The sequence below is a fragment of the Elusimicrobiota bacterium genome, from assembly GCA_016180815.1.
Taxonomy (GTDB): domain Bacteria; phylum Elusimicrobiota; class Elusimicrobia; order JACQPE01; family JACQPE01; genus JACPAN01.
Genome location: JACPAN010000015.1, coordinates 198,861 through 220,806 on the forward strand (window position 1 = coordinate 198,861; position 21,946 = coordinate 220,806).

Sequence of the window (21,946 nt, forward strand, 5' to 3'; positions counted from 1 at the left end):
GCGTTCAATGGGTAGAATATTACACTTCATTTTATGATGCCCAAAATAACGGAGCCCAGTTTCGAGGATATTAAAAGCCGTAGGCCCGAGGCCTTGAGCCGTTTGGTGGAGATGCATACGCCGGCGTTATTGGCCGGAGCTTTGGGTTTGGGGTTCCCTCCGAGTGAAGCCGAGGAGTTGGTTCAAGACACATTTGTCGCTTTTTTGAGCGCGCTGGAGCGTTTTGAGGGGCGTTCTCAGGTCAAAACGTATTTGTTCGGGATTCTTTACAATAAAGCTTTGGAATTGAGGCGGCGGCAAGGCCGCGAGGAAACAACCGATGAAATCGAAAAAATCGTGGACAGCCGGTTTGACAGCCGGGGCCATTGGACGCGTCCGCCCAAGGGGCCTGAAGACGAGGCCCGGATCAGCGAATTGGGCCGGATGATCAACGATTGCGCCGGGGGTTTGGGCATCAAGGAGCGGGCCGCGTTCTATTTGAAGGAAGGGGAGCGTCAAAGCACGGAGCACATCTGTAATATGTTGGGTATTTCCCCCACTTATTTAGGGGTGCTTCTTTTTCGGGCCAGAAACAAATTGAGGGAGTGCCTGGAAGGAACAATGAACGGTTGATGTTGGGCATGCCGAGCTGCCGTGAAGTGACCCGTTTGGTTGCCAGCGGAGAAATTGAGACTCTGAGGGGGTTCAAGCGTTTTTTGGTGCGCGCGCATTATTTGATTTGCAGATATTGCACGCGCTATGCCCGGGAAATCCGTTTAATCGGCCGGGCGTTTAAAGCCGCCGCCGACAGCCGCGACCTTTCCGCCCAGGCCGGCCGTTTGACCGGCCGTATCCTGTCCCGATTAAATTAATGCGTCGGCCGGAATAGGCCGAAGCAGGACGTGTAGCCGTGGATATGGGTGGCGTTGTCCACGGGCCCGATTTCGCCGTTGGCGAAGAACCCTCCCAGCGCCAGAGGGCCCATTTTATCGGCGAAGATTTCGCTGTCGTGATTGGGGCGGCCGTAAAGGCCGCGACCCCGGCCGGTGCAGGAGAATAACAGCGCGCCTTCGGGTTTGATTCCGGGATTTCTATTCTTATATTCTTCTAAATGGCGCTGTAAATCTTTGGCGGATGTTTCTTTATCCCGGATATGAAATTGGATGATTTGCCCGGGCCGGAGCAGGGCGCTGACCGACAACAGCCCGCGCTCCGGATCAAAGCCGATCAGGTTTCTGATCAGGTAATCCTTGGCCGAGCTGATGGCTTTGAGCGGGTTGTTGAGAATCCCCAAAAACAGGGAGTGCCCGGCTAATTCGCGGTCTTTTTCGGATAAAGAGGCGAAGAGCTCTTCAAAAATTTCAGGGATGCGCCGGTCGTCGAGTTCGGCCAAGACATTATCTTCGCATTGCGTGACTTTATAAGGCCGCCCAACCGGGCGGCAGCCTTGGGCTACGATGGGATCAACCACCAGATTGCCGGTTAAGGCGACGCCGACCGCGCCCGCCGGCCGGGATTCGCGATCGAGGAAAAGCGCGTTTTCTCCGGGCCGCCGGCCCCTGCTGGCCAATCCTCCGATTTTGACGGAGCCGGGGTAGGCGTAATCAAGGCCCTGGGCTAAGGTTTCCGGGTTGATGGAAAAAGGATCGGAGAGAAGAATGAAATTGGCGCGCATGGCGCGGTCGTTCATGACGCCGATGAGCTGGGACCAGGCCTTAGGCGGATCATCCGGGCTCGGCAAATCTTTTTGAGTGAGCCGGAAGGGGAACACCCGCACGCCGGGCAGCCAGGCGCAGATCAAGCCCACGGCCGGACGATCCTCGATTTCCTGGCCGCCGCCGATGATGCCGGATGCTGAGCAGCCCAGCAGGGTTTTTGGCGCGAGCAATTTTTTGGCCGTTTCCAGAAGGCGCTCGGTTTCCTCTTCCGCGGCCGTGTTCACAAATAAAAGGCTCAAATCCGGAGAATCGCCGGCCGCTTCCCTTGTTTGTCGGATGCAGGTTTCAAGCGCTTTGGGCGCGGGGCGGTCTTCGCAGACTAAGGACAGCCATTTCATTGCCGCAGTATTTTATCGGAAAATGAGAAGCGATGCGTTATTGGCTGGTCAAGTCGGAGCCCGACGAATACTCCATCGACGATTTGGCGCGCGACCAAACGGGCGTTTGGGACGGGGTGCGCAATTATCAGGCGAGAAATTACCTTAAGGAAATGAACAAGGGCGATTTGCTTTTGTTTTATCATTCGAGCTGCCGGCCGCAGGCCGTCGCCGGCATCGCCAAGGTTATTCGAACCGCTGAGCCGGACCCGACGCAATTTGACCCCCGGAACGAGCGTTATGACCCCGGTTCGGCGCCCGCAAATCCGCGTTGGTTTCAGGTGGCCATCGCCTTCGTCCAAAAATTCGCCGAAGCGTTGACGCTTGAAGAAATCAAGCGGATCCCGGCTTTGAAGAATATGGTTCTTTTGAAAAGGGGCCGCTTGTCGGTTCAGCCCGTGTCGCCGGATGAATGGGCCGTTGTTTTAAAAGCGAAAAATCAGGGATAGGCCCAGGCGCCGGGTGGAAATACGCGTGGACAGGCGCACCCGTCTTTGGCTTTTTGCGGATCGCGCGTGTGAATGTTGATGGGACGGTGGAGCCATTGGCCCGGGCAAAGCCAGCGAATGGCCCAGGCCAAGATGGCCGAGTTCTTCATTAACCAGGCTTCTGGCATAACGCGCGCTTTCTTTTTGAATCATATGGGCGAATTCATCCTCCAGGGATAAGGCTTCCAAGGGAAGTAAATTCAGGATCGGGATATTCTCGAGAGAATCAGCCACGGCTTCCCCGGCGTATTGCCCGCTGACAATGCCGGAGAGCAGCGTATTGGTTGCGGTTTGTTCTGCGCTGGGGATCGAGGGCAGAGTGGCGCTGGTAAAGCAAAAAGCCGTCAACAGAGTCGAATAAGCGCCGGCGCACCACAGAGAGATATCCATGTCAGCCTTTGACCACGCCTAACGGGCGCATTCGCGCGACTTTTTTTGAAAGCCCGGCGCCGTGGCAGACCTCCACGACTTCGGAAACGTCTTTATAGGCGAACGGCGCTTCTTCGGCCAAACCTTTATAAGAATCGGTGCGCACGATAATGCCTTGCGCTTTTAAATCCTGTTGCAATTGCCGTCCTTGAATCCGTTTGGCGGCTTGAACCCGGCTCATGGCCCGCCCGGCGCCGTGCGCCGTGGTGCCGAATGTTTCCGCCATGGCCTGCTCGGTGCCGACTAAAACATAGCTTGCCGTTCCCATGGAGCCGGGCAACAGCACGGGCTGGCCCACGGAGCGGTATTTCTCCGGCACCTCGGGGTGCCCGGCGGGAAAAGCGCGCGTGGCTCCTTTGCGGTGCACGCAAACCTTGATTTTTTTCCCGTTGATTTGATGCTCTTCGATTTTGCCGATATTGTGGCAGACATCGTAAAGCACGCTCAATCCTAATTCCCGGGCCGTGCGTCCGAACATTTTTTCAAAGGTTTCGCGGGTCCAGTGCGTGATGGTTTGGCGGTTGGCGCGAGCGAAATTGGCGCCCGCGCACATGGCCGCGAAATAATCCTTGCCTTCCGGGGAGGACAGCGGCGCGCTGGCTAATTGCTTGTCCGGGAGCTTGATTTGATATTTTTCAGCGGCGCGCTGCATGGTTTTCAAAAAATCATCGCAGATTTGATAGCCGCAGCCGCGCGATCCCGTATGGATCAAAATGACGATTTGATTTTTAAAAAGCCCAAAAATCTGGGCGACGGCGTCATCATAAATTTCATCGATCCATTGAATTTCCAAAAAGTGATTGCCGCTGCCTAGCGTGCCCAATTGATCGCTGCCGCGCTCGATGGCGCGATCGGACACGATGCCGGGGTCTGCGCCCGGCAGCCGGCCGTTGTCTTCAATGGTGTCCTGATCTTCTGGCCAGCCGTATCCTTGCTCGATGGCCCAGACTGCGCCGTGTTCCAGGACCCGGCGCATCTCCTTGTCCTTCAATTTGATTTTTCCGGTTGAGCCCACGCCGCTGGGCACGGCGTGAAAAAGTGCGTCCATCAGGGGTTCAAGTTTCGGCCGGACCTCATCCACGTTCAACTCGGAACGCAAGAGGCGGACGCCGCAGGAAATATCAAAACCGATGCCGCCGGGTGAAATGACGCCTTCTTTTAAGTCCGTGGCCGCGACGCCCCCGACCGGGAAACCGTAGCCCCAATGAACATCCGGCATGGCCAGCGATTGTCCGACGATTCCGGGCAAGGTCGCGACATTAGCGACTTGCTCCGAAGCTTTGTCCGTCAGGATTTTAGGCAGCATGGATTCCGAGGCGTAGATGATTCCCGGCACGCGCATGGCTCCTTGGCGGGGCAACTCCCAGCGGAATTCGTCGATTTTTTTGAGGCCGGGCATGTTTTTATTATATGTCCAGGATTACCGTAGTTTTGACCGTGTTTTTTGACCGTATGATTTTTAATCGTTGATAAGTGGCTGCTTTCACTTCAAGGACCAGGGGCAGGCGGTCGAAGCTTTTGCCTTTGGCGCGAACCGCCAGCGCGGTTCCGTTTTGATCGGCGCTTAAGTCGAAATTTTGCGCAACAAAGCGTTGGGTTTGAATCCAAAAAACAACTTCATTGAGCCAAGCCACCAGAAGCTCTTCCGTTGTTTCGGCCCGGAGCGCCGCTGTTTTTTCGGCCACCCGGCCGCCTTGCGGCGTTTGAGGCAGGACGAGCTTGATCAGGCCGTACCCTGCCGTTTGAAAGAACGCGTTGAGATCAGGGGCTTCAATCTCAATCCCGATTTCCGAGGTATGTTCGGTGAAGCGGAACCGGCCGTTGGCGGTATTCGGCGTTTTGGGCATCAATCTATTATTGAAATTATCGTTGAGGCTGACCTGGAGGCCCGGGGAAAATGGGGGTATCCTATAAATAACGATGAAAACAAGCGTTTTTCTTTTGATTTTATTATCAGGCCCGTTTCTTTGGGCTTTGGAAATGGCGACCATGGAGGATTTTTGCGCCGAGGTTTACGGAGGGCCGTCTCAGGTCGCCGGGGAAGTAATTAATGAATGCGGGGTTTGCGCTTGGCCGCCGGAAACCCCCGATGCCCGGGCTTGTATCCCTGAGAAGCTTTATGACCGGCTCCCTGCATTTACGATCGCCCAGATCAAATATTTGCACGGGCAAAGGGCCGTTAAGAATTCCGCGGCCGCGGCGATGGCGGCCGAGGAGGGATGCGGGACATTAGATGGAACCTGCCGGTTTTTTCCGGAGGTGCACGTGGCCGAGGCTTTTTATGAAGTCGCCGGGAATGTTGATCAGGCGGCTTGCGTGATCGCGCATGAGTTGGGGCATATCAACAAGGAGCATTTCGACAAAATGCTGGCGGCAACAATGCGCTGGATCAGGCGCCGCGGGGGCGTGTCTCGTCTCGGCGGCTCAAAAGAAGCGGTGCGGCGTTTCAGTGAAACCGACGAATTCGTAGAGCTCTGTAATACGCATGAGCAGGAGGCCGATGATCAGGCGATGGAAACTATGGGTTTATCGGAGTTCAAATTGGAAGAATGTTCGATTCTTTTTGGAACGTTGGGACGGGACCGGTGCCATCCTGATCCGGAAGTCAGAGCCGCCAGGGCGCGCGAGTTTGCCGAGCGCCGCCGCCGCGAAGAAGAGGAGCGGCGGCGCATGATCGAGGAATCAAGCGCGGCGACGGAACGAGCGTTAGAGCATTTGAATCAGGGTGCGGCGGATGACGGTGAAGAGGTTTGCCCCCAGTATTTTGTCGATGATTTGGGGAATCCCGTTTACAGCTGCGGGGGGGTCGGGCGCTTAGACCGCTGACGCGGCGGTTTCTTTATTCCGGAGGGTTTTTAGAGAGCTGATGCGCCGCGCGGCTTCGGCTAGGCGCTCTTCGCTTTCCACCAGAGAGATGCGGACATAGCCTTCTCCGGCTTGGCCGAAGCCCGTGCCCGGTGACAGGCAAACCCCGGTTTGAAGCAGCAAATTCTTGACGAAATCGAATGATTTTTTTGTCTTGGACCAGGCCGGGATTTTCGTCCATAAATACATCGAGGCTTTGACTTTTGGGATGTCCCAGCCCGCGTTTTCGCGGGCGGCCCGCAGGAAGGCATTGCGCCGGCGCTCGTAAATTTTGGCTGTTTCTTCTTCCCCCCCGTTTTCCAGAGCCGCGATCGCGGCGCGTTGAATGAACGTGGGCACCCCATAATCGATGAACCCTTTGAATTTGGCCAGGTATCCGATCGCCTGGGCATTGCCCAGGGCATAGCCGATGCGCCAGCCGGCCATGGAATAGGTTTTCGACAGGGAGTTAAATTCCACGGCATATTTTTTAGCGCCTGATAATTCCAGAATGGACGGCGCGCGGTAACCGTCGAAACAAATATCGCTGTAAGGATTGTCGTAGAGGATGAGGAAGCCGTATTTGGCGGCGAGCTTCAAGGCGTCTTTCAAATAAGATTTGTTCTCGACAACGGCGCCGGTTGGGTTGTTGGGGTAATTTAAAACCATGAGCCGCGCTTTACGCAGCACAGAAGCCGGGATTTTTCCGAAATCCATCAGGTAACCATTGTCTTCACTCAACACCGCCCAATAAGGTTTTGTCCGGGAAATGTACGGGGCGTTGACATGCGCGGGATAAGCGGGGGTTGGCACAATCACGGTGTCGCCGGGATCAGCCAAAGCCATGAACGTATGACCAATCCCTTCTTTGGAGCCGACCAACGCCACGGCTTCGGTCGAAGGGTCGACGACGGCATTGAAGCGTTTTTTGTAATAAGCCGCGGCCGCGGATAAAAATTCAGGAGTTCCCCGGCCGATGGGGTAGCGGTGCGTGGACGGATCGCGAACCGCCTGGGCGAGGGCTTCAACGATATGAGGCGGGGTGGGAATATCCGGATTGCCCATGCCCAGATCAATGATGTCCCGGCCCAACTCTTTTGCCTGGCGCTTAAGCTCCAGCAAATGAACGAATAGATAAGGGGGTAGGTTGGAGAGCGCTTTTGACGGTTTAACCGGAGACACGGACGCTGAGCGCCGTATCAGCGCTTGGAGAACTGGAAGCGCTTCCTGGCCTTGGGTTGGCCGGGTTTTTTACGTTCGACGATTCTGGAATCGCGGGTCAGCAGACCCTGATCACGCATGAGTTTTCTTAATTTCGGGTCAATCTTGGCGATGGCGCGGGCGATGCCCAAACGGATGGCGTCCGCCTGGCCGGTGACGCCGCCGCCCACGACTCTGGCTTGCACATCGGCTTTGTCCATCTTGGCCACGACCAAGGGTTTGACCGCCGACGCTTTCTGCCAGGGATGATTTTGGAAATAGCCTTCCATGGTTTTGCCGTTGATCATGAATTGGCCTTCGCCTTTGGGCGTGAGCCAGACCTTGGCAATGGACGTTTTGCGCTTGCCCACCGTCAGCAGAGTGTCGTTAGTTGTTGTTTTGGGGTTTGTGGTTTCCATGGGGATGTTTGTCTCCTGCGTAGATCTTAAGGCGCCTCATCATCAGGCGGCCGAGCGAGGTTTTGGGGAGCATGCGTTTGACCGCAAATTCCATCACGCGCTCGGGATGGTCGGATAAAAGTTTTTTGACGGGGGTGATTTTCATGCCGTCCGGATACCCGGAATGACTGAAATACTGCTTTTGAAGGATTTTTTTGCCGGTTAAGCGGATTTGAGCCGCATTGGTGACCACCACAAAATCGCCGCAATCCAAATGCGGGCTCCAGGTGGGCTTGTGTTTGCCCATCAACAGCACCGCGGCTTTGCTGGCTAAGCGGCCGAGCACCTTGTCTTTGGCGTCCAACAGATGCCAAACGCGGGTTGCGCTTAATTTGCCGACGTCGGGAAAAACGGTTTTCATAGCAGCAAGCATTTTATCATTTTTTTTGTTTTTATCGGGAGGCGCGCAGGGCCTGTTCCAGGTCTTCGATGAGATCGTCCGGGTCTTCGATGCCCACGGACAGGCGGATCAGGGTTTCCGTGACCCCGGCTTTGCGGCGTTGTTCTTCCGGAATGGAGGCATGCGTCATGACCCAGGGGTAGCAGGCCAAAGATTCGACGCCGCCTAAAGACTCTCCGACCGTGATGAGTTTCAAGGCCGCAAAAAAACGCTGCGCGCGCCGGGCATCGCCCTGGATATCAAAGCTGACCATGCCGCCGAATCCGGACATTTGTTTGTTGGCGATGAGATGATTCGGGTGAGCGGGAAGCCCGGGGTAATCGACCCGGCGCACGTTGTTGTGACGGCTCAGACATTGAGCGACGGCCGCGGCATTGGCGCAGTGTTTGTTCATGCGCAGGGCCAAGGTTTTGATGCCGCGCAAAACCAGGAAGCAATCCATGGGCCCGGGCACAGCGCCGGCCGCGTTTTGAAGAAAACGGATTTCCTGGCTGATCTCCGGCCGGGCCGTCATCACCGCCCCGCCGATAATGTCCGAGTGGCCGCCGATGTATTTGGTCGTAGAGTGAATAACGATATCAGCGCCGTGTTTTAAAGGCTTCTGCAGAATGGGCGTGGCAAAGGTGTTGTCGACGCAAACGAGGATGTTGGGGACGCGTTTTTTGGCGCCTTCGGTTACGGCCGCTATATCCGTGATGGACAGCAGCGGATTTGAGGGCGTTTCAATCCAGAGCATGCGCGTTTTCGGGGTGATCGCGGCCAGGGCTGTTTTAGTATTCGTGGTGTCGACAAATTGAAACTTGAGCCCGTAGTTTTCCCAAACCCGGCGCATGAGCCGAAATGTGCCGCCGTAGAGATCGCGGCAGACCACGATATGATCGCCCGGGCGCAAAAGCCGGAAAACAGCGTCTTCAGCCGCCAAACCGCTGGCAAAGGCCGCAGCTTCTTTGGCTCCTTCGAGGGCGGCGAGTGCCTGCTCCAAGCGGTCCCGTGTCGGGTTTTTGGTGCGGGAGTATTCGTAGCCCTTGTGTTTGCCCGGCGCTTCCTGAGCGTAGGTGGAGGTGAAATAAACCGGGGCCATCACCGCTCCGGTCAAGGGATCGGGATGGGCTCCGGCGTGCACGCACAGCGTCGCGGGGTTTTGTTCCCGGGAACCGCCGCCTCGGCGGTTCGTCTTTGTTGGCGGCACTGCGCTTAGCCCTCGCCTTCCAGATTCTGATAGAGCGCGTGAATGACGTCGTATTTAGTGATGACGCCGGATTTGCCGTTATTGGTTTTCACCAAAACCGCCGGCGTGCTGGTGGTGAGGACTTTGTAGAGCTCATCCACGAACGTCCCCTCGGTCACCACGGGCAGGGGCGGCCCCATCACCTCGCGGATAACGACGGATTTTAAATCTTTGCCGTTCATGGCCAGTTTGGTCAGGCTGTCATCGGATACTGAGCCGATAATCTGGCCCCCTTCGATGACGGGTAATTGAGAAATATCCTTCTGGCTCATTCGTTTCCATACGGCGATCGCGCTTTCTTTGGGTTCGGCGAACACCATTTCCTCGAATTTTTTGCGCCGCAGGATTTCGCCGGCGGTGATGATGTTTTCCGACGTCCAATAGCGGTTTTCCCGCATCCAGTCGTCGTTGAAAATTTTGGACAGATAGCGCATGCCCGTGTCCGGCAAAAAAGCCGCGACAAAATCTTTCTCCGTCAATGTTTTGGATAAGTGCATGGCGGCCCAGACCGCGCCCCCGCCGGAGCCGCCGGTGAAAATTCCCTCCTCGCGGGCCAGGCGCCGGGCCGTGACAAAGCAGTCTTTATCCGTCACTTGGATCACGTCGTCGACGATTTTAAAGTCCATGGTTCCGGGCATGATGTCTTCCCCGATGCCCTCGACCACGTAAGGATGGGCCGCGCCCATGCGTCCGGTTTTGAAATATTCCAGGTATAGGCTGCCCACCGCGTCCACGCCGATGATTTTGACTTTTGGGTTCTTTTTTTTCAGGTATTTGCCGACCCCGGAAATCGTGCCGCCGGTGCCCATGCCGCAGACAAAATGCGTGATCCGGCCGTTGGAATCGTCCCAGATTTCCGGGCCCGTGGTTTCGAGATGGGCTTGGGGATTGGCCGGGTTTTCGTATTGATTGGGATAAAAGGCGCCTGGGATTTCCTGGGCGAGTTTTTTGGCCACGGAGTAGTAACTGCGAGGATCCTCCGGAGCAACGGCCGTGGGGCAGACGATGACTTCGGCGCCCAAGGCGCGCATCATGTTGATTTTTTCCCGGGATTGCTTGTCCGTGATCGTGAAAATCATTTTGTACCCGCGCACGGCCCCGACCAAGGCCAAACCGAATCCGGTGTTGCCGCTGGTTCCTTCGATAATCGTAGCGCCCGGCTTGAGCTTGCCTTCCCGTTCGGCCGCTTCGATCATGGTCATGGCGATGCGGTCTTTGACCGAGCCGCCGGGGTTTAAGAAATCGCATTTGACGTAGATGGAATTTTTAAAGCGCGCAGCCATGCGGTTGATTTTGACCAGCGGGGTGCGGCCCACGGCTTCAAGGATATTGTTGTAGATGGCCATGGGTGTCAGGCGGGCGCTTGGGCCGGGTTCAGGAACAGATCGGCAATGCCCAAAACGTTTTCCGCCGCGCCTTTTAAAAGATTGTCGCCCGAGCACCAAAGGGACAGGCCGTTGGGCCATACGGGATCGCGGCGCAGGCGGCCCACGGCAACCCCCAATTGCCCGGCGGTTTCAACCGGCGTGGGGTAAGAGCCGCTGACCGCGACGCCGGGAAAGCCGTTGTAACAATCGGTTAAAGCGCCCTGAGGCAGGGGCTTTTCCAACTCGGCCCAGACCGCCAGGGAGTGGCCGCGAAGAACGGGAACGCGCACGCAAGTCGCGGACAGGGGCAAGTCGGCCAAACCCAGGATTTTTCTGGTTTCCGCAATCACCTTGTCCTCTTCTTCCGTGAAGCCCGATTCCGTGAAGGAGCCGATCTGGGGGATGACATTGCCGGCTAAAGGCCTTGGAAAAAATCCGGAGGTTTTGATTCTACCGTTGCCCATGGTTTTGGCTTCCTGCAAGAAACCGTCTCTGGCGCGGCGGCCGGCTCCTGAAGCCGCCTGGTAGCTGGCCGCGACAACGCGCCGCAGCCCATATTTGGCCAGGGGCGCCAGGGCCATGACCAGAACCACGGTGGTGCAGTTGGGGCTGGCGATTAATTTGGGCGGGTTGCCTTTGATGTTGTTGCCGTTGATTTCCGGGACGATGAGCGGAACGTCGGGATTTAAGCGGAAGGCGGCGGATTCATCAATGATAACCGCGCTTGTTCCGAAGAATTTTTTCAGATGGCCGCGCGACCAATCCGTTTCAGCCAGGCTGATCAAGCAGTCGAATTCCCGGCGCTTATTATTAAGGAAGTCGCTGAAGCCGCGCACCGGCAGCGATCCGTTGCGGAATCTGACCCGGCCGGTTCCCTTGGGATCGGTGGAAATCAGCGTCAGGTCCGTGGCCCAGCGTTTCTTGGCGAGCAGGGCCAGGAGCTCTTCCCCCACCAAGCCCCTGGGACCGATGATGCCCAGGCGGGGGTTGGGGTTTGCGGCGGGTTTCTTTGTTGCAGCCATGGGATGATTATAAAAACTTAAAGCCCCGCCCACGAATGCCTTATGGATCAGAATTCAGGGGCGGGGCGCGGTAATCTTAATTTTCGAAAGTTACCGGTAGCAGCGCGGGTACACGCACGGATCGTATTGCGTGGACGTCGTCGGCATGCTCCAAACGCTCATAGCAACCAACCCCAGGAAAAGTCCCAGGATCATTCCAACCTTTGTCATCTCTCCTCCTTCCCGGCTCCCGGCCGGAGATTCTCCCGTTGATTTATTTAACGTAAAGAGTATGCCAGGTCAGGGGTTTCTACAAAATGACTACGGTCAATTTACATACTTGACTAAAGTCAATTGTCTTAAGGATCAGAGCATCACCATCTCGCGCCCAAACTCACCCGGTGCGTGTCTCCTAGCTCCCCGAACGGGGTCATGGAATAGTCCAGTCGGTATTGGGCAATCTTCAAGCCAAATCCCGCGCCCAGGCCGGAAAGGGAATTCCGACCGCCGATTTCGGTGAGTGAGTAGCCGGCCCTCAGCGCGAATGAACCTCCTAGACCGTACTCCGTGCCCATGGCCCAGATTGTTTTTTTGTCATAAACCCTGTATTTGATATCAGCAGCCAAAACAAAAGAGCCGAAGGCATGATAACCCAAGCCTGAGGACAGGGTTAGAGGGAGTTTCGTTCTTTCTTCGATAAATTTAATCCCCGGTCCCAAATTTTGAACGGCCAAGCCGAAAGAAAGCGGGGTTGCTTGAAGATGCCGCATGGCCCCCAGATCAAGGGCGAATCCCTGCCCTTGATAAGCGCCGATTCTGCTTTGAATGAGTTTTAATCCCAAACCAAGCCGGGTCTCTAAAGACAAGCGCCTGCCTAAAGCCAAGGAAAACGCCGAGTCCCTGGCTGAGAAATCAGATGTTTTCCTGCCTTGGGCATCCCTGCCTTCTTGCTGAGGCTGGCTGAGCATGGAAACCCCGAATCCCAAGGTTCCGATTTTTGACGGGTATCCTATACCCAGAAAATCGAAGTTTGATCCTAACAGCCACTCGGAATGCATGGCGGAAATTTCTTTCTTGCTTAACGAGCTTAAACCCGCAGGATTCCAATAAAGAGCCGTGGCATCATGGGCCATGGCCGTGTAAGCCCCTCCCAAGCCGATGGGCCGGGCCCCGACTCCGATTTTAAGGAAGGAAAGCCCGGATTGAGTCTCAGCCCATAGACTCGCAGCAATCCCCATCGTCATTCCCGCGAAGGCGGGAATCCAGACCCATTTTAATTTCCCTCTCATAGCAGCTAATCACCTCCTTAAACTACCTCACCACCGAGAACCTGCCCGCTTTCTTCAATGTCTGCCCTTCTTTCTGAGTTGTGACAACGTAAAGATAAACATCCGTGGGCAAATGCCGATCCAGGGTATGCTCATAGGCGTACTTGATCCCTGTTCCTCTATCCACAATGCCCGGCTGCCCGGACAATGACGATTCCGCGACCAACTCCCCGGCCATGTCATAAACCCTGATCTGGGCCCCATCCGCCAAGCCTGATTCGATATGAAGCGTGGGTCTTTGCCCGGACACCGCAGGATTGGGGAAGGCGTAAATCTCCCCAAGTTTAAAGGCAGGGTCAGGGCCAAATTGCGAAGGCGCGGATGCCAGGCTTGCCGTCTTCTTCGAGCCTTCATCATCGTTGCCGGCATTGTTTTGATTGTTCCCCTCTTTAGGCGGCAATAGACCATCGGTTTCATAGAGAATGGGATTGCCTTTGATTGAGGCAGAGGCAAAATAAGCATGCCCGGCCAAGCGGACATTGCCGTCTATTTCTGCTGAGGACAAGGGTGCATAGACAAAGACTGCAGCCTCAACATTGCCTTTGGCTAAAAATATCTCTGAGGAATCGGAAAATATAAGAAGGTTTGAGGCTTTATCGGTTTTGTTGATGAGGGCATTGCCTTCCCAAGTGACGACTCCGCGCACGAACAGAGCTACGGGGCCTTGGACTTTGATTTCCCCGTTGCCCGTGACCTCCAAGCCGTTGATAAGGTATTGGCCCGTGGTCAGGGTCAATGTTTGGTCCTTAATGATCAAGGAGCCATTGACCAAATATTGGCTTGGAATCAGATGATTGCTATTGGATTGGCTTACGTTAGCCAGCAGCGCCGCCAAATCTATCGGGCTTGGCTGAGGGGCCAGAGTTGGATTCACCAGCCGCGACCCTTTGATGGACGCATTGCCGGTCAGCTCTATTTGATCGGTGGTTCCTGCGGTCAAAATAGCGTCACCCTCGATTGTGGCATTGCCCACAAGGCGTATTGCGGATGCAATGACGCTGGAAACGCTGACGGGGTTGCCGTTGGCGGTAAACGCGCCCGAGGAAGCGATGCTTCCTTCGATGCGAACATTACCGTCTAAATCCGAGGCTCCTTGACCGGTTACCAAAGCATGCTGCTGCAAAGCCGAGACATGAAAAATTTTCTTTTGCATAACCCCCGCATTGCCGAGGCGATCCTTGGCCAGGAAGCTTACGGTATGGGTACCTTGGGCTAAAGTGAAGGTGGAGGAATAAACCGCAAGCGGAGTTTGATCAACACTAAAAAGAATTTCTTTAAGGCCGGAAGCCGCGTTGTTGACCAAGGGGTCCACGGCGCTAAGTGTGATGGGGGTTTCAGGTGTGATCAGCGTCTCGCTAAAAGCCTGGAAAGACGGTTGACCCACGGCCAGGCTTGTCTCGGGCACGGCATTATCCACCGCCACCTTAAGGAAGCGGGGCGCTTCTGCATGATCCACCCGGTCCTTGGCAAAATACTCGATCAAATAAACGCCTGGCGCGGGCAAGGTGAAACTGCCGGCATAAACCAAAAACTCTCCGCCGTTTATTTTGTATTTGATTTCTTTGACCCCGGATGCAACTTCCTGAGACACGGGGTCCTGGGCTGATAGAACAATCCCTGTTTGTCCGGTGATAAAGGCATCCGTGTCCGAGGGCTGGGCATCGGAAGGATGGTTGGGGAAAGCAGCGGGCCCCGCATAAGAAACCGTTGTTTGAGGAGGCGTTTGATCAACCGACACCTCGAAGGTTTTAAGGAGTTCTTCATTATCCAGCCGGTCTTTGCTCGCCATCAGCAAAGTTCTTTTGCCTTCGGATAAAGTAAAGCTTGAGGCAAATACTTCAAACGGCCCGGCATCGATGTTAAATTTCGTTTCTTTAAGCCCTGAAGCCGCGCCGTTGACGATAGGATCAACGGCATCAAGGGAAATCAAACTATGCGTGGCGATAAACAATGGCCCGCCGATGGCGCCCGGCACATCCCCTATCGCCTTAAATTGTGGTCCTGAGATATGAACCGAGGTCAAGGGATGGCTGTTATCCACGGCCACGGTCGTCGTTTGAGCCGTTTCCTTGTTGCCGATTACATCCTCGGCAAAAAATTCCAAAGCATACAGCCCGTCCGCTTCCCCGGAAAGAGTGAAGCTGGAAATAAAGGCCGAGCCTTGGCCGGGATTGGGATTATTGAAAGTAAATCGCCCCGCGGCGTTCATGGAAACTTTCTGGAAGGCGACGCCCAGGCCCAAAGCATCTCCGGCTAAAGAAAAATCATCGGTTGAGATCAAGGTTAAAAATGAATTTTGCGTAATAAACACCGGGTCTTGAGCAGACGCCGGCTCTAATTTGGGCGGCCCGATCATAAGCATGCTTTGAGGCGGCAAAACGTCTCCGATTAAAACTTTAAACACCTGATTGAGTTCATTGCCCACATTGTCCTTGACTGAAACATTCAAGACATGCGTCCCTGAGCCCAAAGCAATGCTGAACTCAAGCCCAGTAACGGAAATGGTCGAGCCGCCATCCAAGCTGTACGCAATACCGGTAAGATCGATTCCCGACGCTGCCAAATTGTTTAAAGGATCATTGATGATCACCTGCACGGTGGCTAAAGGAGCCAGTACGGCAATGCCGCCGTCAATAGAAATAAATGGCTGTTGTGAGAAAAGAACGGCTCTCGGAGGAGTATTATCCGTGGCTAATGACGCGCTTTTAATGGGTTCCGTGTTATGGGCAAGGTCAAAACTTCTAAATTGAATGCTGTGGAATCCTTCGGCGGGGAAACTGAGGCTTGAGCCCGCGATATAGGGATTAAAGGGCAGGGCTGTGCTGTCGATTCTGAATTCTGTGCCCAAAACTCCTGATCCCGCTAAACGGCCCAAAGGCGGATCGCGGGCCGACAATATATGAGCTGTTTTACTGGAGATAAAGACTTGGCCTGACAATGAGACGAATTTCCGGCCTTCCAATAAATCTAAAGAAGTAATGGGGGCAACTTCATCTTGAAGGAACACGGCGTATAAAGAAAGATGCGTTATAGGCAAAATGAACAGATTATTGGCCGTATCCGGCCCGATATCCGCCACCAACTCCCACATGAAAAGCCCCGCATCAAAGCGATACACCCTTAATTCTTGCTCCAAGGCCTCGCTGCCTAAATCCTGATAGCGAAAGTTGAGCGTCGCGCCGCCGGGTAGACTGGGATCAGGGCTTAATATGTCGAATAAATTGCTCACCAAAATCAACCCCTGGACCGCTGCCGCGCTGGTGGCAATGGCCACGGCCGGATTGACGGTTACAGTGGAAACGTGGTGGATCGTAATGCCGGGAACTTGAGAAGCCAGGGCAAGTTCGGGCTCGCCCGCCCTATATTGGATAAGGATTCATTAAACAGCTCGTCAAAAGCTTTGATTGCAAAGAAATACGTGGCTCCATCGCTTAAATTTGAAATTTCAAATTCTTGATTCCCCGGTGCAGCAATAGGCGATGGGGGATTGGCCGCTTTAACGCCTTGGGTAAAGTTCTCCGCAGAAAGGGCAAAACTCGCAAAACGGATATCGTAATTCATAACCGTGCCCACAGCCGCGTCATCCCCCGGAGCGCTCCAAGCAAGCCGGACGCTTCCTTCGCCCTGAGGCTGGGCTAAAAGATCGGTTATGGCGCTTGGCGAAACCGGGTCGATGCCCGCAAAATATCCGGTATAAAGGCGATTGCCCCCTGAGGCCAAATACCCTGTTGTGCTGATCGAAGAGTCCGGCCCTGGCCCGATTTCCCCGATGGCGATTTCCATTTGCGATTGTCCGATGGCTTCACTGAAACCTCCGCCTGAGTTGCTGGACAATCTCGCCAACCTTGCGCTTCTCTGGGCCGTGTCGATCAATACACCTTGATTGAACCCGAATCCATCCAAGCTGATATTGACGTTTTCCTCGCCCTGGGCCACGGTTCCGGTATCCACAAACACTTGGGCCGCCGATGACGTGCTTAAAACAAGAAAAACGGTTTGACCGTTGATGGTAACCGTGGCCATGGTCACGCCTGGATTGGTGACGGAAATGGCAATGGGCTTGGCCACATCCACCACGCCAAAAATATCCTGGGGAATAAACACATTGGCCGGTGTCGTGAAATTTCCGGTTTGAGATGTTGTTATCAACCCTGTTTTGTTGATCGCGGTAATTCTGAAGTAAATCACAGCCGGAGACAAGACCGAGCAATCGATGAAGACTCCGTGCGTTCTTGTTGAAACGCCGACGGTCTTGGTTTTGGTCAAACCCGCAGGAAAAGCGCTGTTTGTTGAATATTCCACCAAGGCCGTTGTCCGGTCATCCGTGGTCCATACGATTTGCGCGAAATTAGAAGCGATCAAGGGCACTTGGATATTGAAAATGATGGGAGACGAGGCATCAAAAAACGCCCCGGCCTTGGCCGGTGTTGTGCCCAACGGCGCATCCTCAAAGTTTCCGGCAATATCCTTGGCCTGCGTGTAAAACTCGTAATTGCCGTCTTGTAATCCGGGAATCTCAAATATGAAATTCCCCGTGGTCCCAAGAATCTCAAGACCTGTTTGCTGCCAATCCCCAAGTATCCCGTCGTCGTTATTATCCCGCCTAAACCACAAAAATGTCCGGTCCATGCCGCTACCCACCGTGCCATTTTGATCGAAAGACGTGAAGCTCACGGGGATCGGCCCCACAGAAAAAGTGGACGCCGATACCGCCGCGGTTGACTGGGGTTTTAAATCATCGAATCTCAAATTGACGATTTGAGCCGTTGCATGGTCCGTATTGCCGACATTGTCCTGAAGCCAGACGTACAGCGGATTGCTGCCGTTGACTAAATTTTCAAATATCAAATTTTGAAATATGAAATTTTGCGACGAACTCCCAGCCACAAACATCCCGTCCGATCCAAACCCCGGCACAGCCCCCACCTTAAAGAACGCCCCGGCCACCCCGGAGGCGTCATCCGATCCCGACAAAGTCACCGTAAAAGTTGAGATGTTCCTCCAGGGAGAGGGGTTGCTCCCGTCGGCCAGCAGGTTTGAAGGGGTCCCTGGAGCCTGAGCATCCACAATAAAGCTGCTGATTTTGACGGACTCGGCATTGCCCGCATTATCCGAACTGCCAAAAACTATAAAGTGATTGCCGGGGGACGAAACGGTAAATGTTCCGACAAATGCATCTAACAGGTTGACATCCGAGACCTGTTGATCGAGCTTGAACCCGGTAAAAGCGACCTCTGAGGTCACGGCATCCACGACAATAGCGTCGATGCCTTCCAAATTGAGCGCCGTTGACGAAGAAATGAATAGAGCGCCCTGGCTGTCCATAAACGTCGGGCCGATGAATGAAAGCGCGGTGTCCGGGGGCTCTTTGTCGGGGGATAGAGAGCCGTTGAAAGTGTTACCTTGCTCATCCCGCAGTTCTGCACTTGAGGTTTTAAAGCCATTTGATGTCCGCCATTGCCAGACAAGCCGCGAGGCGTTAAGATTGGCGCTGCTGGTCTTGATCTCCGCGATAACCTCTCCCTTTGCCTCATCCAAGGAAAAGGCATTGTTCACCTCAAAGTCCAAGCGAAATTCAACGGATTCTCCTGCGGGGACAACGACGGGATCAATCATTGATGTGGGCAGAGACGTCAGCCAAGGCGGCGCGCTTAAAAGAACAAACCGAACGTCTTCCAGCGCAGTTTGATTGTTTTGCGAGTTGTTGAAGACAACGGAAAAAGAGACGGTATCGCCGGGCTCAATCACCCCTGGAGTTTGATGTAAAGCCAAGGCCGAGCGCTCGAGCATCAGCATGGCTCCCATAATCAACACCTTCGCGATGTTTCCCGCGTTCCCTCTCATGGTTATCGCATTGCTCCTATTGCATTCCGATACGTTCGCGAACTATCATGTTCGCTACATCCTCCCGGTTCGACAGCATTGTTTGATTACCCATGAAAAATCTTTTTATTTCTTTTTTGGCTTCTCCGATTCTTTGAGTCTTTTAAACAGATAAAGCGCATTAAGCCGAACCAGGGCATCGGCTTCCTCCGTGAGTTTTCCTGCTTTTACCTCCTGAGAAACGTATTGCTCGATGTTTTGAACGGCCTTTTGAAGTCTGTTGATGTCTTTTGTGTTTAACGTCTTCAAAAGCTTCTGGATTTCCTTAAGGCCGGCATCTGTTTTGATCCAGCCCAGTTTGCGGGCCTCCTGGGCATCGGCGAGCATCCGGGCGGTCCAGGAACTAACCGTGAAAGGCTCGGGGGGGGCGACGGGGGCGATGGTTTTGCCGAGGAATTCGATGCCGGCGCTGTAGGCGGCATCCATTTCATCCCTTGTGCCGGAAAAGTCATATTGCTCGGGTAAAGAGTAAAAGTCATAATTAGTGCCTTTAGTTATAAACTCTCTGATTCCAGGAGTTTCTTTAGCGCTAATCCTGAAACCTGTCTGAATCTCTCCAGGTACAAGGAGAACACCAGGACTATTCATGAGGTTCCATGTAGGCCGACCGAATGTCTTCCATGGTTGAGGTCCATAAATACGCATAGGCTGGATTCGTTCGCCTTGGCTTATCGCTTTTAGATGATTTTCAATATTATGAGCGATTGTTATATGCTTGCTAGAAAAAGGGTGCTCGGCTGGAATTTTGCGAATGTCAATTGCGAAAACATCTATTCCTAATTCATTTTTTAATGAGTTGGACACAGCGTAAGAATAAAGATACCCTTCCGCCTCCATCGTCACGCTGGCCCTCACCACCACATCCACCAGCTTCGGCCAAGGCTTGCCAGCCTGGACATCTGTAAACGATGCTGTCAAAAACAACAAAGCCATAATTTTTAATTCTCTACGCATTCCGGTTCTCCTGTTGTTGGATCAATAGGAATATTCCCTGCTTGCTCGCAGGATGTCCCCCACTCTGAGGCGGGGCATTCAAAATGAACGTGGCATACCTTTTTACCCTCAATAAATGTCTGTTCAACGATTCTGCGGCAATCAATGTTGTTATCCTTGGCCAGCTTGGCAAGGCGGTGGCCCATATTTTTAATACGTTCGGGAATCTTTAGACCATCCAAAATTTTTTGCTGAAACCTATCAATATCCACGCTCGTTCCCTTCCTATGGCATTCATGCCCTATCTGCCAGTTCGCATGGATGTCAAAGAGCCCTCCCTGGGCTAGGCTCATGTCATTGATGCCCACAGTAGCGCTGTTTGAGGACTCGTAGACCTGGGCGAGCTTGGTGACTTCGTCGTAAAGGGTTTGAGCGCCGTAATGGTTCTGGGGATGGAATTTATTTTTAAAGCTTATTCTTGGATCATTGCCGGTAATCCGGTAAAACGTCGCAGCCGCAGAGAGTTCCTGAATATTGATCCCTGTCTCTCGTATGACTATAAAGTCCCTGGCTTGGCGATTGACCTGTTTGATCACGATCATTTCCTGGCCGGCGATTTCTCCGGCTGTGTATTCGATAATTTCCCCTGGATGGCCCGTGGTTTGACTCAGGGACCCCATGGGCCTTAGCGTGTCGTGCTGGTGGCCGCCGGTGCCGAACACGGGAAGAAGCTCGGCTGTGAAGGCAACATTGGCGATGCCGAAGACCCTGATTGCGGCTTTGCCGCCCGAGACAGCAGGAATGTTGCCCATGGCGGGTCTCGCCGGAGTTACGGTTGAGTTTTCAATCGTCAGGGCTAGCCCGTTAAAGTCCGGGTCTGTTTTGTCCCGCCCCTCCGAATCCTTGACGTCCTGACGTTCGAAGACGTCGGTAGCGGGAGTTTCATTAAAAACGTCTCTTTTTTTGATGGCCGTGATGGTATAAAAGACTTCAGGGCCGGCTTGGCAGGATTCGCAGCGGGCTTTGACCTTGTAAATACCTGCCGTGTTGCCCAGGGTGAATGAAATTTTGGCGACACCGGTGGCCGTGGTCATGGCGACGCCCAAATTCTGAGGCGCGCTGCCATCGGCGGCTTCGGTCAGCGTAAAAACGACCTCCAGACCCGCCTCCGGCTTTTGGTCAATGATATTGACCGCTTTTACTTTAATGCCGTCCAAAAGTTCTCCTCCAACCGGAGCGGCGAAGTCGTTTCGATATTTTTCGAGTTTTGTGGCTTGTTCCCTGGTTTTGGCCGTCGCCGTAAAAGTCACGGAGTTCGGACTTTGACTGCAATTAGGGCAGGAGGCTTGAACCTTGTAGGTGCCACTGGCCGAACCCAGGGTCAATTCCACGCGGGCCAAACCCTGGCTATCTGTTTGGGTGCTGGAAACCGATAAGAAAGCATCTGTGCCACCTGACGGAATGTCTGTGATTGAGAAATTTATTATGAATCCAACGGAGGGCTGTCCATCCGTGCGAACAGCCTTGACAACAAGAGGATTAGGCAATTTCTTGTTGACAATCTGCATCTGATTGTCGCCTACAACGGATTGCAGTTTTGTCGCTTGCCCTTTATCCGGCACGATGACTTTAAGGGTAGCCTTGTCTGCGAAGTTTAACGTGCCGAAGCCGAAGTTGCCGGCGGTGCAGGATGGGCCGCCGCTTCTGGTCTGGGGGCGGATATTGACGCTGACCAAAGGGGGGACCGATTCGGCATCAGGGGTCTTAAGGCTGTAATTGTAGGTGAACGTGTAGGTTCCGGGGATGACCGGGCTTTGGCCGCCGAAGAAGTTGATTTCTTCGGAGTGCCCGCAGTGATTGCCTTGAGAACTGTGGAAAAAGCACTGGGTTTCCTGGGGCGGGGAACCCGTGGTGAAGAATTGGGGATTAAAGACAACGGAATTTTCCGGTCCCGTTACATCGGCCCTGGCCTCCCCCTTGGCGCATTCCAGGCAGGAATCATGGCCGTAGCCTGAGATGATATCCAGGAATTTCCCTTCTTCAAAGCAGGTTTTGGAAAAGCCGCTTAAATCAGCCGTTTCGATCGTTTCTGTGGCCCAAGTCAATGATGCTCCCATCCCGAGGAAAACCATAGCAAACAGGAGGGCGGTTCTGGCCGCAAGCGGGCCTGAGTTGGTTTGGCCCACGCCAAAAATATCGGTTTCCCTCCCGTTCCCCATCATGGCTTTTCCTTTTTTTCGTTTACATCGCTAATCCTTCGTTCGTTTCATCCCTTTATGCCGAACTCCTATAAGTTGAAATTTAAAACAATGC

At 54.1% G+C, this 21,946-nt stretch carries 19 protein-coding genes; 4 read left to right on the forward strand and 15 right to left on the reverse strand.

What is annotated here, in order from left to right:
* The first annotated feature begins 33 nt into the window (after positions 1-33).
* Both HYT79_08870 and HYT79_08875 read left to right on the forward strand, forming a co-directional pair.
* Entirely contained in the window at positions 34-612 is a 579-nt protein-coding gene (locus HYT79_08870) for a sigma-70 family RNA polymerase sigma factor (GenBank protein ID MBI2070700.1), read from the forward strand.
* On the forward strand, positions 612-851 hold the full coding sequence (locus HYT79_08875; GenBank protein ID MBI2070701.1) for a zf-HC2 domain-containing protein: 240 nt from the start codon (positions 612-614) through the stop codon (positions 849-851). Before HYT79_08870 ends, HYT79_08875 begins: the two co-directional genes overlap by 1 nt.
* On the opposite strand, the gene HYT79_08880 is transcribed toward HYT79_08875, so the two are convergent.
* Positions 848-2,035: an FIST C-terminal domain-containing protein gene (locus tag HYT79_08880; GenBank protein MBI2070702.1), complete on the reverse strand. Its 1,188-nt coding sequence runs from the start codon at positions 2,033-2,035 to the stop codon at positions 848-850. The two genes, HYT79_08875 and HYT79_08880, sit on opposite strands and share 4 nt — an antisense overlap.
* A 32-nt stretch (positions 2,036-2,067) precedes the next feature.
* On the opposite strand from HYT79_08880, the gene HYT79_08885 reads away from it, so the two are divergent.
* Positions 2,068-2,523: an EVE domain-containing protein gene (locus HYT79_08885; GenBank protein MBI2070703.1), complete on the forward strand. Its 456-nt coding sequence runs from the start codon at positions 2,068-2,070 to the stop codon at positions 2,521-2,523.
* Here HYT79_08885 and HYT79_08890 read toward each other — a convergent pair.
* From HYT79_08890 to HYT79_08900, 3 genes are read right to left on the reverse strand one after another with little or no spacing between them, the layout of a single operon-like run.
* On the reverse strand, positions 2,500-2,952 hold the full coding sequence (locus HYT79_08890; GenBank protein ID MBI2070704.1) for a hypothetical protein: 453 nt from the start codon (positions 2,950-2,952) through the stop codon (positions 2,500-2,502). The two genes, HYT79_08885 and HYT79_08890, sit on opposite strands and share 24 nt — an antisense overlap.
* A 1-nt stretch (position 2,953) precedes the next feature.
* Complete coding sequence (locus tag HYT79_08895; GenBank protein MBI2070705.1) at positions 2,954-4,390, reverse strand: RtcB family protein; 1,437 nt, start codon at positions 4,388-4,390, stop codon at positions 2,954-2,956.
* A 7-nt stretch (positions 4,391-4,397) separates the two neighbouring features.
* Positions 4,398-4,838: an archease gene (locus HYT79_08900; protein MBI2070706.1), complete on the reverse strand. Its 441-nt coding sequence runs from the start codon at positions 4,836-4,838 to the stop codon at positions 4,398-4,400.
* A 73-nt stretch (positions 4,839-4,911) separates the two neighbouring features.
* Here HYT79_08900 and HYT79_08905 point away from each other — a divergent pair, with 73 nt between their 5' ends.
* Positions 4,912-5,817 carry a M48 family metalloprotease gene (locus tag HYT79_08905; GenBank protein MBI2070707.1) on the forward strand — a complete coding sequence of 302 codons (906 nt, stop codon included), beginning with the start codon at positions 4,912-4,914 and terminating at the stop codon, positions 5,815-5,817.
* On the opposite strand, the gene HYT79_08910 is transcribed toward HYT79_08905, so the two are convergent.
* The 11 genes from HYT79_08910 to HYT79_08960 form a co-directional block, all read right to left on the reverse strand.
* Positions 5,806-7,017 carry an aminotransferase class I/II-fold pyridoxal phosphate-dependent enzyme gene (locus HYT79_08910; GenBank protein ID MBI2070708.1) on the reverse strand — a complete coding sequence of 404 codons (1,212 nt, stop codon included), beginning with the start codon at positions 7,015-7,017 and terminating at the stop codon, positions 5,806-5,808. The two genes, HYT79_08905 and HYT79_08910, sit on opposite strands and share 12 nt — an antisense overlap.
* Before the next feature lie 17 nt (positions 7,018-7,034).
* The gene (gene rpsI / locus HYT79_08915) at positions 7,035-7,454 is read right to left on the reverse strand and encodes a 30S ribosomal protein S9 (GenBank protein MBI2070709.1); all 420 of its coding nucleotides are present in this window, start codon (positions 7,452-7,454) and stop codon (positions 7,035-7,037) included.
* Entirely contained in the window at positions 7,423-7,854 is a 432-nt protein-coding gene (gene rplM / locus HYT79_08920; GenBank protein ID MBI2070710.1) for a 50S ribosomal protein L13, read from the reverse strand. The genes rpsI and rplM overlap by 32 nt, the downstream gene beginning before the upstream one ends.
* A 31-nt stretch (positions 7,855-7,885) precedes the next feature.
* Positions 7,886-9,082 carry a cystathionine gamma-synthase gene (locus HYT79_08925; protein ID MBI2070711.1) on the reverse strand — a complete coding sequence of 399 codons (1,197 nt, stop codon included), beginning with the start codon at positions 9,080-9,082 and terminating at the stop codon, positions 7,886-7,888.
* 5 nt (positions 9,083-9,087) lie between these two features.
* On the reverse strand, positions 9,088-10,467 hold the full coding sequence (locus HYT79_08930) for a pyridoxal-phosphate dependent enzyme (GenBank protein ID MBI2070712.1): 1,380 nt from the start codon (positions 10,465-10,467) through the stop codon (positions 9,088-9,090).
* Between the two features lie 5 nt (positions 10,468-10,472).
* A complete protein-coding gene (locus HYT79_08935; protein MBI2070713.1) occupies positions 10,473-11,510 on the reverse strand; it encodes an aspartate-semialdehyde dehydrogenase in 1,038 nt (345 codons plus the stop codon).
* Between the two features lie 353 nt (positions 11,511-11,863).
* On the reverse strand, positions 11,864-12,778 hold the full coding sequence (locus HYT79_08940) for a PorV/PorQ family protein (GenBank protein MBI2070714.1): 915 nt from the start codon (positions 12,776-12,778) through the stop codon (positions 11,864-11,866).
* A gap of 22 nt (positions 12,779-12,800) precedes the next feature.
* The gene (locus tag HYT79_08945) at positions 12,801-16,091 is read right to left on the reverse strand and encodes a T9SS type A sorting domain-containing protein (protein MBI2070715.1); all 3,291 of its coding nucleotides are present in this window, start codon (positions 16,089-16,091) and stop codon (positions 12,801-12,803) included.
* Positions 16,092-16,105: 14 nt separating this feature from the next.
* A complete protein-coding gene (locus tag HYT79_08950; GenBank protein ID MBI2070716.1) occupies positions 16,106-18,661 on the reverse strand; it encodes a hypothetical protein in 2,556 nt (851 codons plus the stop codon).
* 105 nt (positions 18,662-18,766) lie between these two features.
* Complete coding sequence (locus HYT79_08955) at positions 18,767-19,654, reverse strand: hypothetical protein (GenBank protein ID MBI2070717.1); 888 nt, start codon at positions 19,652-19,654, stop codon at positions 18,767-18,769.
* Positions 19,639-21,855 (reverse strand): hypothetical protein, encoded by a 2,217-nt coding sequence (locus HYT79_08960; GenBank protein ID MBI2070718.1) that lies wholly within the window; start codon positions 21,853-21,855, stop codon positions 19,639-19,641. The genes HYT79_08955 and HYT79_08960 overlap by 16 nt, the downstream gene beginning before the upstream one ends.
* Positions 21,856-21,946: the final 91 nt, after the last annotated feature.